Genomic DNA, 16444 nt, shown 5'->3' with positions numbered 1-16444 from the left:
TAACAGAAAGGATTCTAATTCAAATAGTCAATCTATTGATTGTGTATACGCCTGAATTGATTAGGCGACACCTTGAATTAGTTCCTCGGCTGCTTTTGTTATTTGATCCAATTAATACAATGTTATCTTTCGACTTTATTGGCAATCCTTTCTAAAGCTTCATCTGTTCCCTTCAAAATATGTTTTTTGATAGTGAATGTGAACAAACTCATTAATCCATTCATATGGATATCCCAGTCCACTTTTATTTCACATTTTTTTGCATCTATTTTAGCTAGATTTATTGTCTTTGTACCAACAATTGGTCCTTCTCTGATCACTATTGCTATTTGCCTTCGAGGTGTTAGCGTTACCAATTCGAGGCATTTCGAATGTCTGAAGGCGATAGTAGTTTCTCGCTCGGTAGTATTTCCTTCTCTTTTAATATTTTTCACAGCTTTTATACCATGCCAAAAATCAGGATCATCATCAATATTGGAAATAAGACTCCATATTAATTCCTCTGAAGAATTAATTATTCTGGTAGTAGATATTAGTGTCACTATTACCGATAATGTCTTTGGTATTTTAATTTGTATTGATATTGGTGTATTTAGATTCTACTTTTGTATTCTTGTTAGTAAATAACTTGTTATTATTTGGACCGGATAACTACATTCTTTTGAAAGATTGTAATTTTGCTAGTGAATAGTTAATAATTCATTTTCTCTGTAGAATGACTGCACCTGATAAAACTGTCATCAACTTTTATGATAGGTATATGATTTTTTAGTAGGGATCCTCTTGAGAGTTATAAGTTTAATTTGATTGGAGATATGTTCAAAATACAATTCAAATCAACTTCGGTTACCGGAAAATAGAAGTCCTTAAACTTGAGGTTTAGATTGCTTCCTGTTTGGAATGATTTAAAATAGTTTGCAATTAGAAACAAATCAATTATTCCTTTTGTGAGATCGGTAAAAGGTCGTTCTTGTTACTGATAGCAATATGATTTAATTTAACCTATACCAGGTCCCGACTTTTTAGATGTATTTCCATCGTTATCAATTCTTTTACTTTTATCGAGCATTTGATTCTCATACTCTAAATCAAATCCATCGGTATTAATAGATATGTTCTCTAAAATGGAAAACACTTTTAGAATCGATTTTGCGGCTAAGGGTTGTTTTTCATTGGTTTCCATTATTTCACCAAAAAGACCTATCGCATTAAACTTCATTTCGCTTGCAACTCCAAGAACTACTCCATTAAACCAGGTAATAACTTCAATTTCTGTATCAAAGACATTAATCCCTAGGCTTTTTAGCTTGATAACAGTCTCTTTATCTGTTGAGACTGCGTATACTTTTGGGGCCTGAGCTAATTGGGGCTGGTGATATCCTCCAGACGTATAAATAATTTTAGGAATACCAATATTTTTTATGATGTTAAAAGAGGTAAGACATAAATTAATAAGGTTATTTGGATCCTGTGGCTGTTCTTTACCCGTCATGATTATGACTTTATTTTCATAATTAACGTAAAAGTCGTACGTATCTATTACAGGCTTGACCAATCCCTTTTCATTTTTTACCCAAGGTTTTTCAAAAATTCCGATCTCTGCAAATTTTTCTACCTGAAGTTCCTTAATTAGATGTTCTGATACAAGCCCACCAACTTTACCCATATCTGGCAGAGAGGCAAAAACAACAAAATTGTCCAACTTTATTTCTTTGAGCATCTTGATCGAAATATTCATCATTTTTGTCGATTATACTCCTTTCTTTTATATTAAAATTATTGATAACCTCAAAAATCAAGCATTTTTAACATGGTTTCAAGAGTTTAAAATAGATAATAAAGCTAGATATTTACAATATTTTATCCGCTTTAGCTTTGAAATGCCAAGATTCAGATTCTGCTAATCACTGTAGGAATTGATTTTTTTATCTCTGTCTATATTGGGAATAGCGAACCAAGATCAAAAAAAGGTTTAGATATAAGATTACTTCTTATTCACCTTTTATACAAGACAATAAGTATATCTATAGCTTTTTGATATGTTTAATCATCTCAATAGTTTTCAAACTAGTTTGAACAATTTTCAAATATTTCCTGAATCTTTTTGGACTGGCCGTCAAATCCTGTTCCACGTTGAGCATTGCTAAGCTTTGAAGAACTTTATGTTCTACCTGACTTAACACTTCGTGGATATCATCGAGAGTATTCAGAGTCCCTTTATCATCTTCTCCGCTCCTCACATTGGGGATCTCTTTTTTAGTCTCGATATTACTTACAGAGGTTTCTTGTGGTTCCATTCTACCTTGTTCTATGTGTTGACAATTCATACAAATTACATCTTCCTTATATTTTATCTGAAGATTTCCACATTTTTTGCAAGGCTCTGAAAGGAGAGTACCTCCTCTCAACAGATAGTAAGCTCCCTGTTTAATCAAATCGTTATTCATTTTAGTCAAGTTATGGTTCTATCATCAACTTTTCTATCATCAACTTGAATTTTCTCCTGATTGTTAAGTTTCTTTAATTCATTTACTAAAAAGTCCTTGTACTTGTTCTTTTCTTCTTCTGTCATTCTGTCCAAATTTGAACTTAGTGTGGATCCTATTGCCGAAATCCTATCAATCAAATCCATGGTCATGAATTTTCCCATATTTCCAATCCTGAACATTACTTCCAGTTGTTTTTGCATTATATTATGCGCTGATTTGATATCTGAGGCTATGGAAATCCCTTTCTTAGTTATTCGATACCTACCATTTTCGTGTTCTTCAATTAATCCTTCCTCTAGTAGTCTTCCCAGTAATGGATAGATGAGGCCCGGAGATGGTTTCCATTTTCCCCCTGTTTGAACTATTGCTTTGTCGATGATCTCCTTACCCGTCATTGGTTGTTCAGCTAAAAGCTCCAAGATATAATGGCGAGAGAACCCTCTAGGAATAGCACTTCCTACACGGGACAACCAGTCAGATATCATTTTATAATAAATATATCACTAGCGACTTATTAAAATTTTCCTTTTGAATAAATTAGACAAATATGTTAATTACTTAAAACACATGCATCTTTTTTGTTTGGTTTGATAGTCTCAAATACTGATAGCCTATTATCTAGTGGTTCTCAATGGCTAGTTCTACATCTGCCTGATAGTTTTCCGATTCTATTTCACCCTGCTGTTCCAGAACCTTTCTCTTGTGGATGATGTTTTCATTCATTTTATCTTTATAGTGTATGAAGAAGGATATAAGACTTAATTGTGCTGTTTTCGTTACATTCTCTCCTATTATTACATTGATGCGATCCTTTTTGTATAAATATTACAATCTAAGGACTCATTTAAGTCTCGTCATTGTAATTATTATCAGATAAATTAGACTCTTGACTTGACCTGGCTAGTATAGTTTTTATTTAGGAAAATGGAATGCTCATTTATAAGCAAGTTGTCAGTCGAAGAGTTTAAACATATTCTAAGAATAGCCGGTAAAGATATCGAAGGCAGCAAGAAGTCAGTAGTTGCATTAAGTGAAGTTAAAGGTGTTGGTTATAATTTGTCACAAGTAATATTGCAGACTTTGAACATTAATCCATACTTAAGGGTAGGATTTTTGACTGATAAAGAACTTTCTGATATTGAGAATTCTATTAGAAATATTGGAACAATCGGAGTTCCTAATTGGTATCTTAATAGAAGAAAAGATATGGATTCAGGAGCTGACATTCATCTAATTACATCAGATTTGGATTTTACCAAATCAAATGATATTGAGAGAGAGAAGTCTGTTATGAGTTGGAGAGGATACAGGCATATGTTTGGTTTGAGAGTTAGAGGTCAGTGCACTAGAACCACGGGCAGGAAGGCCACCGCCGTGGGGGTCAAGAAGGCATCAGGAAAGGCACCAGCTGGAGCAGCAGGGTCGAAATAAACTAAGGTGAATTGAGTGGGAGATCCTAGAAAATCAAAGAAGAATTATAACCGACCGCGTAGCATTTGGACAAGCGATCAAATAAGTTCAGAGTTGTATGTAGTCGGTTCTTATGGTTTAAGAAATAAACGTGAGTTATGGAAGGCTCAGACAGAAATTGCCAGGATAAGGAATCAAGCTCGTGCCCTTTTATCTTTATCGATTGATGTAAGACACGAAAAGGAAACACAGCTATTAAACTATATTTCTAGACTTGGTCTTGTTTCTAGCGGTTCATCCCTGGATGACGTTTTGAACTTAAAGATAGAAGATATTTTGGAGAGACGATTGCAAACAATCATAATGAAAAAATCCAATCTGAAATCACCATATCAAGCTCGCCAGTTGGTTGTGCATGGCCATGTCAGCTTAGGAAACCGAAAGATAAATCTGCCAGGCTATTTGGTAAGGAAAGAGGAAGAGTCTCAGATACTAGTGCATTTTACCCCTGCGATTGAAACCTCAGAATCTATCAAAAACAATTGAAATTATTAGAGACTCACGTTCTTACAACCTTTTCTATATCTACGTAATCTATTTTGCCATCACTATCCATGTCATAGCCTTGAACCAAGGCTTCCCATTCCTGTTCATCTCCTGAATAATCTGAAAATGTTTTTTTACTAAAGTTAGTAAATGCAATTACACCGGATTTAGTTCCAATTGATCTCACTCCGGCGATCAAAATTATTGATTTTTTTTCATTAAATGGATTTTTAAATTTTGCAATAATTCCCAAATTGTCTAGGTGGTAAATTCTCCCAGGTTTGTCCACGAGGCCTGACCAATAGTTTTCTTCATTAAATTTAATTGGTAAATACCTATTGAATTCAGAAGAAACTATATTTGTTCCTGGACCACCGATTATGATCAAGTTATTATCTTCTAACTCCTTCTCGGCCTTCGCATCTTCATCTAACTTTACAACAAAGCCTTGAGGCAAATTGCATATATTTCCTAAAAAAAAAGCCAATTGAATTGCATAGTGCCCATCTCTTGCAGATGTTTTGAAGATCCCGTGGGGATTAGGAGATCCTACTATGACTAACCCGTCGAATTTGTTATTTTCATCGATGAACTCCTTTAGAAACTTTCTAGCAGTCAAGAATTCTGTGGTTTTTTTCCAATCATTTAGGTTGTATTCAATTGATAAATTTTCACCCCATTCCATTTCGATACCAAAGGCGGGGCTGGTGGCCGAGTAAAGTTTGGCAGTTCCGCCCTTGACAAAATATGATCCTGTTTCTTCAATTGCTCCAATCGAAACCAATTTTCTGACATAGTAATAAGCGCTCTGTTCGTATATCTCTAATTCTTTGGCTATCTGAGCAGTATACCTGGGTCTATCGGAAATCAGCCTTAGTATCTTCCAGGCGATCGGATTTGATAAAACTTGGATTTCTTTTTGTTTTTCAAACACTATAATTTTTTTCTCATAGAGTCTACCCTCCTTTTCATAAATTATTTTTTTTTCGATCCCCATAATATATGATGTTATAATTTTTTTTTTGCTGGTATATATTTTTTGTTATAATAGAAAAATAATTATGAACAATGACGAACAAATTTTTCCCGTCGATTATATTTTTTTTTATAACGGAAAGATCTTATTTTTGATAAAGGTTTTAAACAATTTTTTTTCAGAATAGTTGTGTGTTCAATTATAGGGTATAGTGGGAAGTTAATCTCTGCGGCTCCATTGTTAGTTGAGAGCTTAAAAAAGATGGAATATAGAGGTTATGACAGTGTTGGAATTGCAACCTTAAATGACGGAAATATTTTAGTGAGTAAGGGAGTAGGAAAAGTTGCAGAAGTTGATAAAGAAATGGACCTCAATAAACTTCCTGGACAAATTGGAATAGGTCATACCCGTTGGGCAACTCATGGGAGCGTAAACGATAAAAATGCTCATCCACATTATTCATGTTCATCCAATATTGCTGTAGTTCATAACGGAATAATAGAAAATTACCAAGAATTGAAAACAGAGTTAACAAGAGACGGTCATACTTTCAAAAGTCAGACTGACAGTGAGGTTATTGCCCATCTGTTGGAAAAATGCTACCAAGAATCTGACTCTAATGTGAAAGAAACTATGATGAAAACCTGTCAGGCCCTTAAAGGATCTTTTGCCTTTGTTGCTATTTTTGAAAATGGTATTATTGCCGGTGCACGATTCGATGAACCCTTGATAGTAGGAATATCTGATAGTGCTTTGTTTCTATCTAGCGATGTATTAGGTTTCCTGAAATACACCGATAAATCTGTTTTCTTGGATAATGGCGATATTGTAATAATTGATCATAATACTTATCGAATATTTGATTTGAATAAACGAATTGTAGCCAGACCTATAACTCAGGTTGCATGGGAACTAGGGTCTACTGAAAAAGGAAAGTATGCACACCACACTATAAAAGAAATTCATGAACAGTCATTAACTCTATTGAAACCATTTCAAGAATTCAATGATTTTCAAAATTTTTGTGAATTCATTAGAGATGCATCCAATGTTTATATCACTGGTAGCGGAACAAGCTATAACTGTGGATTGTTGGGAAAGCAACTCCTTTCAAAATTTGCAAAGATAAAAACCGAGGTAATTATGTCAAGCGAATTTCAATATTATTCGGACTCTTTGGAGCCTAATTCAGTTGTAATAGCCATTTCCCAAAGTGGTGAAACGGCTGATGTTTTGCATTCAGTAAAGAAAGCAAAAGAAAATGGTGCTAAAATTCTTTCAATTGTGAATGTACCTACTTCGTCTCTGGCACGAATGAGTGATTCTATTCTTACCTTGAATTGTGGTCCCGAAATAGGAGTTGCTGCCACAAAGAGTTTCATGGGCCAGCTGATGTTAATATATAAAATTGTAAATATTTTATCGAGTGGTCAAATGCCATTTGATAAATTTAATCAAAGGAATTTACTAATGATGGTAAAAAAGGTGTTGAACTCGGATGGTATTATTCAAAATCTAGTTTCATCCCTGGACACTAATATTAAGGATATATACATTTTGGGGAGGTCCATCCATTATCCGATTGCCTTAGAGGGATCTCTAAAAATTAAGGAGTTGGCCTATATACATGCAGAAGGTATCGCCGCAGGTGAGTTAAAGCACGGACCACTGGCGTTGATTGACAAAGAGTCCGTAGTTGTTGTCTTAAACCCTACCGACGAAACCTATCAGGACGTTATTTCTAGTTCGAATGAAATTAAATCACGTGGGGCCTATATAATTGGTATTTCAAACAAAAAGAATGAGGTATATGATCGGTTTGTGGAATTACCTGATGTTGATAGCTACCTTTATCCAATTCTTGAAATCATCCCATTACAACTAATGTCATACTATTTGGCCTTGAAGAAACAAGTAGATCCAGATTACCCTAGAAATTTGGCTAAATCCGTGACCGTAAAATGAAATGGTTACTATTATATTGAAATAATTTCCTTTAATTTATTTGCAATAATGACTATGCTAGACAACAGAATTGAAAATTGTGTATTTCCAGTAAATTACTTTTATGATCTAGATAACTTTACTTGGGTAAAATCAATAGAGAAGCCGGATGATAAAAAAAATGATGTAAAGCAGGTCCTTGTAGGTATTACTCCAGTATATTCATACATAGCAGGCAAGATCCTCAAATTTAAAACTAAACCAGTTGGCACGGAAATAGTTAGAAATAAGAGCTTGGGTACAATTGAGAGTTTAAACCACTTTGGAATAATTCGTTCTCCTGTATCTGGGAATATTGTGGAAACAAATCAAGAAATCATTGATAACCCTAAGATTGTTAATGACTCCCCATTTGAGCGTGGATGGATAGCAAAGATCAAAACTAAAGACAACCTCGAAAGTCTTGAATCCATAAGAACCATCGAGGAGTGTAAGTTTGAGATAGAGTCTCAAATTAAGAAATTCAATGTGAAATGCTTTAAATCGTTTCCTGATTTTCACATGTTTGAATTAGGTACTGAATGTTCTGCCACTTTGGCAAAATTAGATGAATTCATGGTGAAAAATATGCGGATTGGGCACGTTATAAGATTAGTGTCTGATGATCCTACTGCTGATCTTGAATTATTACGTTGGGCTAATCAAAACAAACAAGAAATTATTGAAATTGTGCAAGAGAAAAACCCTGTACAATCTTCATTACCAAATTCTAGTAATAATTACTTATTTAATGTAATTATTAAAAAAATAAAAGATTAGGAACAATGGAATAATCTATTTTTCAATCGGGTTTCCAATCATATTGCCCCATTCTGTCCATGATCCATCATAGTTCTTTACATCTGGGTAGCCCAAAAGATACTTTAGCACAAACCATGTATGTGATGATCTTTCTCCAATCCTGCAGTATGAAATTACTTCCTTATCTGGCAGGATTCCATTTTCCTTATAAAGCTTCATTAAATCTTCAAGCGATTTGAACGTTCCATCCTCATTGACTGCTTTTCCCCACGGTATATTGATAGCTTTAGGAATGTGGCCACCCCTTTGTGCATGTTCAGTAGGATATTCGGCTGGTGCAGTCACTTCTCCAGTAAATTCTGCTGGCGACCTTACATCGACTAAGATGCTTTGGTTGTTTTTGAGTGAATCTGACACGTGATTTAGATATGTTCTTATTTTCTCATCAGGGTTAGATGCTTTGAAATCGCCTGTTGGATAAGTTGGGATGGTTTTCTCAATAGATCTATCCTCTTCAAGCCATTTTTTTCTGCCTCCATTTATTATGCGCACATCCTTATAACCATAATACTTAAAAACCCAAAAAGCGAAAGCCGCGAACCAATTGTTAAAATCTCCGTAAAGTACTAGAGTCGTATCCTGATTTATTCCTGATTTTTTGAGTAATTCTTCGCATGATTCTTTTGAAATGATGTTCCTATTTAAGGGGTCATTGATATCCTTCTTCCAATCAAACAACACTGACCCGGGAATATGTCCTAAATGGTAGTTTGCTTTTGGATCATAGTCCACCTCTGCAATTCTTACATTCGGATCTTTTAAGTGATCTTCAGTCCAACTTGTATCAACTAAAACCTCAGGATGAGCATATTTATTCGACATTTATCAGATAATCATTAACCTTATACAGTATTTAAATAATAAAAAAATTCCCATTCTTTAGTTTATTAAACTTTTTTTTCAAAATCAAAAACGATTTTAGTGATGTCACAATTATTAGTTTTGTGACCATATATACAGATTCATTAACCAATCTTTCAAGATATAAGAGTGATTACTACAGGATTGCTGTTTCCGCTACACTGCCTTTTGAGCTACAGCATAAAATGGATGCTTGGTTTTATGATTTATCACCCTCTAAGAGTTTGACTGATAAGTTTGAACGCGATGAACTGGATATTAATGAATACACAGATTTGTATCAAAAAGAAATGAGTGCCACGCCAGCTATTTCTAACATAAAATGGATAAAAGATTATTCAAGGAGGAACGATGTTGTGTTACTTTGCTATGAACCAGAAAACATGAATAAATGTCATCGTCATATTTTGAAACAACTCATTGAAAATTCCTAGGTCGAATAAAGGAGTATAGTCGATCAATGATGACAAACATGACTTTTGTTAATCAATAATCATTAATTTTGAAATTTTTTCAATAAAGTTTATCATGAACCTGTTAATTGTAGATTTTTGATTATATTTTTATGTGACGAAAATTAAAACCTCTAATGGTTTACAAATATATCGAAATAGTTGGCACGTCACCAACTGGAATAAATGAAGCTGTCAACAACGCCTTTAAGGAAGCGTCTAAAACCGTGAAGAATATTCAATGGGGTGAAATGGGTAGAGTTACCTTTAGATTGGATGAAAATCAGCAAGTTGAATATCAGGTAGAGGTTAGAATAGGATTTAAGATAGAAAGGGCGGACTAGAATTATTTAGAGATTTTATTGGTAGATGGCTCTCATAAAATTTCTGAATCTACTTTGATTCATTCAACCTGCTTTCAACGATCTCCAAAAAATTATCTTTATTAATTGGTTTTCTGATTATGCAGTTAAAACTTAAATCTGAATACGACTTTATAATTGACTGATAATATTCCTCAAATGCAGTAGCTAGGCAGATCTTAATTTTACTATCCATTATTCTAACCCTACTAGCTAATTCAAAACCATTTATTCTGGGCATTCTTATATCGGTTATAAGGAGATCATAAATTCCAGGTTCAAATTCTTCTAAAAGGGAGTTCGGATCATTGTAAATATTAACTTGGTACCCCTCATCTTCTAAACAAATTTTAAAGAATAATGCTGTTCCTACATCATCATCGATTACTATGATATTATTTCCCATTATAGAATATTTTATTGATTGTTAAACCAACTAAAATATATTTACATTTTGACACCACAAAGTTATCAAATTATTGGTCATATTCTCATGGTCTAGAATGATCAAAGAAATTTTTGAGTTTAATTATGATACATTTATGAATCATGTAATCTATTTTTTTTTAATAGACTGTTCACAAAGTCAAACATTGATTTTGTTATCGGTAAATTAGTATGTTTTTCAATCCAATTCCAATCCCCAACTGGATTGATTTCAAGAAAAACTATCTCCCCCTTTTTGTCTACGATGAAGTCAATACTTGATACCAGTAACTTCAGTTCTTTATTGAGCTTTAGGCATAGTTTTTCTATTTTTTTCTCTAAATTGATCTCCTTATACTTCAAATCTTTCTCTTTGATCCTGTGCAGGTCAAAGTATTTTTTGCCATGACTAGTAGAAAGATCGCAAGAAAAAATATTGTCACCTATGATGGTTACTCGAATCTCTGAATCGATTTCAATCCTCTTCTGAAAAATTACAGGCGAATATGATAATTCGTCAAATTTTGATAAATGGCTATTCTCTATCTTAGTGGCCAAGAATCTGTATGACATGCATTTGTGAATAATTTCGTGATGATGAAGAACTTTAACTAGCGTAGTTCCGAAATTTTCATCAAAGAATCTCCTACCGACATCTGGGTGATTTGTAATTGATGTTTCTGGTATGTTAAAGCCAATCCGTTGCGCAGTAAGTAACTGATTCAATCTATTTTCAGCGTCAAAAGTCTTTTGAGGATCATTTATCCATACACATTTTAAAATCTGTTGAAGGCATAAAAAGGTCTGATACCATTGTTGCACGAAGTATGTTTGTCTAATTCCGGAAAAATAATTCAAAAATTTTGGATCAAAATGCCTCAATAAAACAATCTTAATATTCTGGAGATTTGTCTTTCTTCCTTTTATTACAACTCTAAATTTATTCTTTTTACCTATTCTAAACTCACAGCCAAAGTTTAGCGGTATGTCTTCCTCTGTTAGTTTTAAGTATTCTATCCCATGTTTTAAGAATTGTATTCCAAGAAGATCTGCTTCAATATCTATTTTCTTTGTAACTATTAGAATTTTAGGACTAATTGATGTATTTCTTTCTTTTGGTATATTTAGTTGATCTAGTAACTCTAAGGGGTTGGTATTATTCAATAAAATTCTTTCATAATTCAGTTTTTCTAAAAAATTAAACACAAAGGGTCTCTTAAACACATTCAATCTTAATACACTTGTTTTATAATTTTTAGTATACTTTTAAAGAAAGAAGCAAAATCAAGATAAGTTTATTTATTTATCTTGCTAACTACCTATATAACAATCATCACAAATTCAAATTCACAGGTGGATGAATTTAAGGATGAGATAAAATGTTACCTTTGTGGTAAATCAATTAAATTTACCGGTGATTTGCAGGTTGAACCGACAGACCAGGGAGGCGAGAGATTTCATCATAAAAATTGCTTCATGTTTTACAATAGGCTTTCTTCTGTCTATGGTAAAAATTTTTCAGAATTAGGTTTGGACAAGATCAAATGGGAAAGTTATTCTGGTGATATCCTTGAATTATCACTTTTTGAAATCAAGAACACTAAATTTAGCAGTTCTGAGATCATCTCTGATTTCGCTGTTTTTGAAGGAATGCTTCTGAAAGAGATTTCTGAGACGAAGGAAGAGTTGCAGATCGTTTTTTCAAGTAGTGAAATTTTTTCTAGATTTAACAATACATTTGATTTGTTATTTTCTTCATATAATTACAATGACATAGATTTACCAAAACCCAAAATTAAATTATTAGCCCCAAAAAACAAAAAAGTGTTGTCCTTTTTCGAAAAATCCGACGTTAAGGACAACGGGTATGTAGAATTAAACTATATACCTGAAAATAGCATCCAATATTTAATAGTTGTTAGAGATAAAGTCACATCTATTTTTTCTGAAATGAAAAGAAATGATAACAACCCACAAGAATTTACGTATTTTAATGTGATTTCTACAAAAGATTCATTGATTTGGTACAACACAATCGTTTTTGAAAGCCTTTGGAAGCAGTCAATATTGGAAAATAAGGTAAAAAATTTGTCCTTGGAACTAAATAGGAACAATATCTCCAATCATAATTTTGTAAGAATCCTTGCTCATGAATTAAAAAATCCCATCCAACCGATTCTAGGATTTTCAGACATGATGCAAAACAATACGAGACTAAGTTCTGAACAAAAAAATGAATTATTGAAAATCATCTCAAGAAATGCTCGAAAATTAGATATCATGACTAATAATATTCTTGATTATGCAAGGATGGAAAATAGAATTTTTAACCTTAACATCGAACCATTCGATATTGTGAAAACCATTGAAGACTTAGTAAGTGATTATGCCTTACAGGTAAATAACAAAAATATAAAACTTGATCTGACTTACTCATTCAAACCGTTGGTGATTCAAGCCGACAAAATAAGAATAACTGAAGTACTAGATAATCTAATAAGTAATTCAATAAAGTTCACCGAGGAAGGACGAATTGACATATCTATAGAAAAATTGCCACAAAATTTGAAAGTCAAAATTAGCGATACTGGATGTGGTATTAATGAAAATGAATTCCCCAAATTATTTACCAAATTCTTTACAACCGACAAACTCGGAACTGGTTTGGGTCTTTACATATCAAAATTAATAATAGAGAAACACCAAGGACGGATTGAAGGAAGAAATAATGATATCGGAGCAGGTAGTACATTTAGCTTTGAATTACCGACGGAATGATTTTTGTAACTTATGTCCTTATAGGACAACATAGTTTTACTAAAATAGTCTGCAATTTTTCATTAACCATATTTCAAAAGGTTTTTTAAATAACCTCTTAAAGTATCTTAATTGGGCAAATGCATCTCTTTCCATTCTTATAAAGGAGGTACTGGGAAAACGACGCTAGCCGCCAATTTTTCGTTTGTACTGGCCTCTAAGGGCTACAAAGTCTATCTCCTAGATCTAGATTTCTATGCTCCCAGTCTTTATACATATTTTAATATAGAACCTAAATATTGGATAAACGATTATTTAAAAAACAATACTAATTTGAATGATATTATGATTGACTCTAGTTCCTTTATTGATCATAAGTTCAGGGGAAAACTATCGGTGGGATTCTCAAGAGGCGGAAAAGAGGACATATATCAATTAGAGGGTAGTCTGGTAAATGATCGGGAGCAACAACTAAAGCAGTTTAGAAATTTCATTTCATTACGAGAATCACTTTTAGTAGATAATGATGCAGACTTCATAATAATGGATACTAGCCCAGGCATTAGGTATTGGTCTATTAACTCAATAGTAATTTCTGATATTGTGCTATTGACCTTGAAGATGGGCGATTTGGATTTGAAAGGAACACTAAAAATGATAAATGAAATATATGGTTCTCTTATTGAGCATGGATCGATTTGTAAACTGCTGTTAAACCGTGTGTCTGGTTATTGCGTTCCATTCAATAAAGATAGTAGTTATAGCAAATTTGATTTAACTGAGTCTCTTTTTAAAGAAAAAATTCAAGATGCCTTGAACAACTTACACATTGAATCCTTCCATATTGATACCCTGGCTGAGATACCTTGCTATTGTGACATCCAATTTAAAGAAAGAGAATATTTAACTGCTCATGAATTTCAAAATCACCCATTTACTAAAAAAGTATATGATTTAGTTGAATCAGTGGAAAAACTGGCTTAATAACTTTTATTCCTTAGAATTCTTTGTATTAAATAACTTGATTGCATCCTCTAGATAATTTTTCAAGTCCTCTTCCGTTTCTGTAGTATCTGTGTTGCTTTGTTTATGCAATTGGTCGGAATATTGTTTACTCATTTTTAATACTTTATCTTTCATGTTGTCTATCATTTGGGATTCAGCGAATTTCCCTAATATTTTTAGCTCATTCAATGTTGAATTCTTGATATACTTTCTAACAGTAACATCATTTGAAATAGCAATAACTGAATAATAGATACCAACATAAATTAATATAGATGCAAAGGGAAGAAAAATCATGCTCGGGATACCATACGGCGGTATTCCAATAGCAACAATAGTTGAGTTTGCTGCTAGTATAAAAAGCATTATTCCATACGATGCCATTTTTAGATAATTTTCAATATTTGGAGAAAATTTCATTAAATTTGCAACCGATCTTAATCCCAACCCAAAAAATATTCCTACACCTGCATAGCATAATACAAGAATAAAAACTTGAATCGAATAAATTACATTTTCATCAAATTTTAATTCATCATTTAGGCTATAAAGCTCATTATATTGATATATAAATTGGAAATAAAATATTACTATAGGTAAAGTCACTAAAATTATGAACTTTACTTTTCCAAGCTTCTTTATATGATGGTGTAAGAGAAATATACTACTTATCCAGAAAAGTAATATGTAGGTCATCAATGTATATGACTGATAATTGAGCAAGTTTTGTTTAATATCACAATATGTTGAAGCATCAGTACATTCAAAATTGAATTCAACTGGAGTATTATGATTGATTTCATAAGGTTTTTCAAACAATAATAGATCAAAGAGGGGTAATGATATCAAATTATTAATAAAAATGAATAAAATAGTCAAACCAAACAAAAACGAAAAAATGTTCTTATTTTCCCTATACCAACTAAATAGTTTTATACTTACCAACAAACTAGCTACGATACTACAACTGTAACTAATCGTGACAATCGAAATTATATTTATTGTATAATATTTGTTCTGAAGTAAAATATTTATCAACAGGATAATTCCTAGTGCATATAAAATCAATTGAATAACTCGAATTATTTTTTTGTATTTGCTGAATGCGTTTCTATTACCTTTCACTATTACAAAAAGCTTATTCAAAAAATAATGACTTGCCCCTATACTTGCAATGATCATTATCAAAAAAATACTTAGTCCATAGAATGATTCTGAAAATGGGACAATTATATTAGCTATCGTGCTTAAGTAAAAATCTATAAATAATACAGTCATCATAATAATAGCTATTATCAAAGGACTATGAGATGGATTCTTAGATGAAATATCCAATGATTTCAATTGTACTCCTTAATTTTACTTATATTTTAATCTTTTAGTAATTGTTAGATTCCCTCAAAGAAAAGGATGTCGATAATGTCGCAAACCTCTTTCTAAGTTTGAGATTATCCTGATTCAGAGAAACATATTAGATTTAGCTGCACTTTTCAATCCTTATTAAATATTCGAGCTTTCACATTTATATAAAAAAATTCATGACTTCGAGATTCCTAAGAACTCTGAGAATTCGGCTCCATAAATACTAATGAACCTTTTGTATAGTCTAAAACAATCTGGCCTATCAAAGAACAACTTCACCTTAGTATCGTTATTGACCAAATTATTGTAGCACCTCTGGCCACACAGTATGCAATTGCAAATGTCTTTATCGAGTTCCATTATTACTCACATGTAAAACCAAGATTCAATCTTTCCATACCATCATGGAACATTTCCATACAGATAATTGAATATAATTATTTCCCCTTGAGTGGATAAGGTCCCCACCAAGCATTCCTGTTTAATGATTTTGAAAAGTTATTTATGACATCCATCTGTTCTTGACTAAGTCCAGATGTGCTCATATCGAATTTATTTTCATTAATACCATTTTCTATCATAGATGCTATTTCTTTAACAATTTTATTCATATACTATATAAGCAGTCTTAAAACTTATGAGTTATCTTTATGGTAACATAGTTCAATCCTAATTGAATAATACTAATAAAGTTTGACATTTCAATATTATATTGGATCATTCAAAGTATTTTTAACTCAATATTTGGGCATTCATTCGCAAGTAATACTCATAATAGCAACAAAATATTTAAATTTTTAAACCTATGATTAGTTAATTTAAAATTATTTGATCTTAAATTTACTGTTCTAGTTCGTTATCATAGATGATCTATCCTTAGATTATTTCACAATTTCATTTCAACTTTCTTAGTCACTCTATGTTTTAAAATGATTGTAGTACCAAAAAAATTATCATTATTAACCCCAAGTTATATTAAAAATGAATTAAATC

The 16444-nt window shown here is 32.3% G+C and carries 18 protein-coding genes; 8 read left to right on the top strand and 10 right to left on the bottom strand.

Annotated features, from left to right (window positions below):
- Nucleotides 1–122: 122 nt before the first annotated feature.
- The 4 genes from NMY3_RS14455 to NMY3_RS14440 all read right to left on the bottom strand — a co-directional run bounded on the left by NMY3_RS14455 (nt 123) and on the right by NMY3_RS14440 (nt 2974).
- The gene (locus NMY3_RS14455; protein WP_196816519.1) at nt 123–542 is read right to left on the bottom strand and encodes a type II toxin-antitoxin system RatA family toxin; all 420 of its coding nucleotides are present in this window, start codon (nt 540–542) and stop codon (nt 123–125) included.
- A gap of 455 nt (nt 543–997) precedes the next feature.
- Nucleotides 998–1738 carry a PAC2 family protein gene (locus NMY3_RS14450; RefSeq protein ID WP_196816518.1) on the bottom strand — a complete coding sequence of 247 codons (741 nt, stop codon included), beginning with the start codon at nt 1736–1738 and terminating at the stop codon, nt 998–1000.
- 286 nt (nt 1739–2024) lie between these two features.
- Nucleotides 2025–2447, bottom strand: a complete 423-nt coding sequence (locus NMY3_RS14445) for an Sjogren's syndrome/scleroderma autoantigen 1 family protein (protein ID WP_231100423.1) — start codon at nt 2445–2447, stop codon at nt 2025–2027.
- A gap of 5 nt (nt 2448–2452) precedes the next feature.
- Nucleotides 2453–2974, bottom strand: coding sequence for a PadR family transcriptional regulator (locus tag NMY3_RS14440; protein WP_196816516.1), 522 nt, complete (start codon nt 2972–2974; stop codon nt 2453–2455).
- A gap of 439 nt (nt 2975–3413) precedes the next feature.
- Between NMY3_RS14440 and NMY3_RS14435 the strand changes: the two genes are divergently transcribed.
- Both NMY3_RS14435 and NMY3_RS14430 read left to right on the top strand, forming a co-directional pair.
- Complete coding sequence (locus tag NMY3_RS14435; RefSeq protein WP_196816515.1) at nt 3414–3920, top strand: 30S ribosomal protein S13; 507 nt, start codon at nt 3414–3416, stop codon at nt 3918–3920.
- 15 nt (nt 3921–3935) lie between these two features.
- The gene (locus tag NMY3_RS14430) at nt 3936–4445 is read left to right on the top strand and encodes a 30S ribosomal protein S4 (protein WP_196816514.1); all 510 of its coding nucleotides are present in this window, start codon (nt 3936–3938) and stop codon (nt 4443–4445) included.
- A 13-nt stretch (nt 4446–4458) separates the two neighbouring features.
- Here the strand turns inward: NMY3_RS14430 and NMY3_RS14425 are convergent, their stop codons facing one another.
- Nucleotides 4459–5442, bottom strand: coding sequence for an ArsR family transcriptional regulator (locus tag NMY3_RS14425; protein WP_196816513.1), 984 nt, complete (start codon nt 5440–5442; stop codon nt 4459–4461).
- A 168-nt stretch (nt 5443–5610) separates the two neighbouring features.
- On the opposite strand from NMY3_RS14425, the gene glmS reads away from it, so the two are divergent.
- Complete coding sequence (gene glmS / locus NMY3_RS14420) at nt 5611–7386, top strand: glutamine--fructose-6-phosphate transaminase (isomerizing) (protein WP_196816512.1); 1776 nt, start codon at nt 5611–5613, stop codon at nt 7384–7386.
- A 54-nt stretch (nt 7387–7440) separates the two neighbouring features.
- Nucleotides 7441–8184 (top strand): hypothetical protein, encoded by a 744-nt coding sequence (locus NMY3_RS14415; RefSeq protein ID WP_196816511.1) that lies wholly within the window; start codon nt 7441–7443, stop codon nt 8182–8184.
- Between the two features lie 15 nt (nt 8185–8199).
- Here NMY3_RS14415 and NMY3_RS14410 read toward each other — a convergent pair whose 3' ends face one another.
- Nucleotides 8200–9048 carry a sulfurtransferase gene (locus tag NMY3_RS14410; RefSeq protein ID WP_196816510.1) on the bottom strand — a complete coding sequence of 283 codons (849 nt, stop codon included), beginning with the start codon at nt 9046–9048 and terminating at the stop codon, nt 8200–8202.
- A 122-nt stretch (nt 9049–9170) separates the two neighbouring features.
- Between NMY3_RS14410 and NMY3_RS14405 the strand changes: the two genes are divergently transcribed.
- On the top strand, nt 9171–9521 hold the full coding sequence (locus tag NMY3_RS14405; RefSeq protein ID WP_196816509.1) for a DUF488 family protein: 351 nt from the start codon (nt 9171–9173) through the stop codon (nt 9519–9521).
- A gap of 155 nt (nt 9522–9676) precedes the next feature.
- Nucleotides 9677–9883, top strand: a complete 207-nt coding sequence (locus tag NMY3_RS14400) for a dodecin family protein (RefSeq protein ID WP_196816508.1) — start codon at nt 9677–9679, stop codon at nt 9881–9883.
- A gap of 49 nt (nt 9884–9932) precedes the next feature.
- On the opposite strand, the gene NMY3_RS14395 is transcribed toward NMY3_RS14400, so the two are convergent.
- Both NMY3_RS14395 and NMY3_RS14390 read right to left on the bottom strand, forming a co-directional pair.
- Nucleotides 9933–10307 carry a response regulator gene (locus tag NMY3_RS14395; protein ID WP_196816507.1) on the bottom strand — a complete coding sequence of 125 codons (375 nt, stop codon included), beginning with the start codon at nt 10305–10307 and terminating at the stop codon, nt 9933–9935.
- 134 nt (nt 10308–10441) lie between these two features.
- Nucleotides 10442–11551 (bottom strand): hypothetical protein, encoded by a 1110-nt coding sequence (locus tag NMY3_RS14390; RefSeq protein ID WP_196816506.1) that lies wholly within the window; start codon nt 11549–11551, stop codon nt 10442–10444.
- A gap of 84 nt (nt 11552–11635) precedes the next feature.
- Here NMY3_RS14390 and NMY3_RS14385 point away from each other — a divergent pair, with 84 nt between their 5' ends.
- Both NMY3_RS14385 and NMY3_RS14380 read left to right on the top strand, forming a co-directional pair.
- Complete coding sequence (locus NMY3_RS14385; protein WP_196816505.1) at nt 11636–13105, top strand: sensor histidine kinase; 1470 nt, start codon at nt 11636–11638, stop codon at nt 13103–13105.
- A gap of 111 nt (nt 13106–13216) precedes the next feature.
- On the top strand, nt 13217–14068 hold the full coding sequence (locus tag NMY3_RS14380) for a ParA family protein (protein ID WP_196816504.1): 852 nt from the start codon (nt 13217–13219) through the stop codon (nt 14066–14068).
- 6 nt (nt 14069–14074) lie between these two features.
- On the opposite strand, the gene NMY3_RS14375 is transcribed toward NMY3_RS14380, so the two are convergent.
- Nucleotides 14075–15433 (bottom strand): hypothetical protein, encoded by a 1359-nt coding sequence (locus NMY3_RS14375; RefSeq protein WP_196816503.1) that lies wholly within the window; start codon nt 15431–15433, stop codon nt 14075–14077.
- 455 nt (nt 15434–15888) lie between these two features.
- A complete protein-coding gene (locus NMY3_RS14370) occupies nt 15889–16062 on the bottom strand; it encodes a hypothetical protein (protein ID WP_196816502.1) in 174 nt (57 codons plus the stop codon).
- Nucleotides 16063–16444: the final 382 nt, after the last annotated feature.

This window comes from Candidatus Nitrosocosmicus oleophilus, assembly GCF_000802205.1.
Taxonomy (GTDB): domain Archaea; phylum Thermoproteota; class Nitrososphaeria; order Nitrososphaerales; family Nitrososphaeraceae; genus Nitrosocosmicus; species Nitrosocosmicus oleophilus.
The sequence above is the reverse complement of the archived record's forward strand: the minus strand, read 5'-3'. Positions and strand labels throughout refer to the sequence as shown.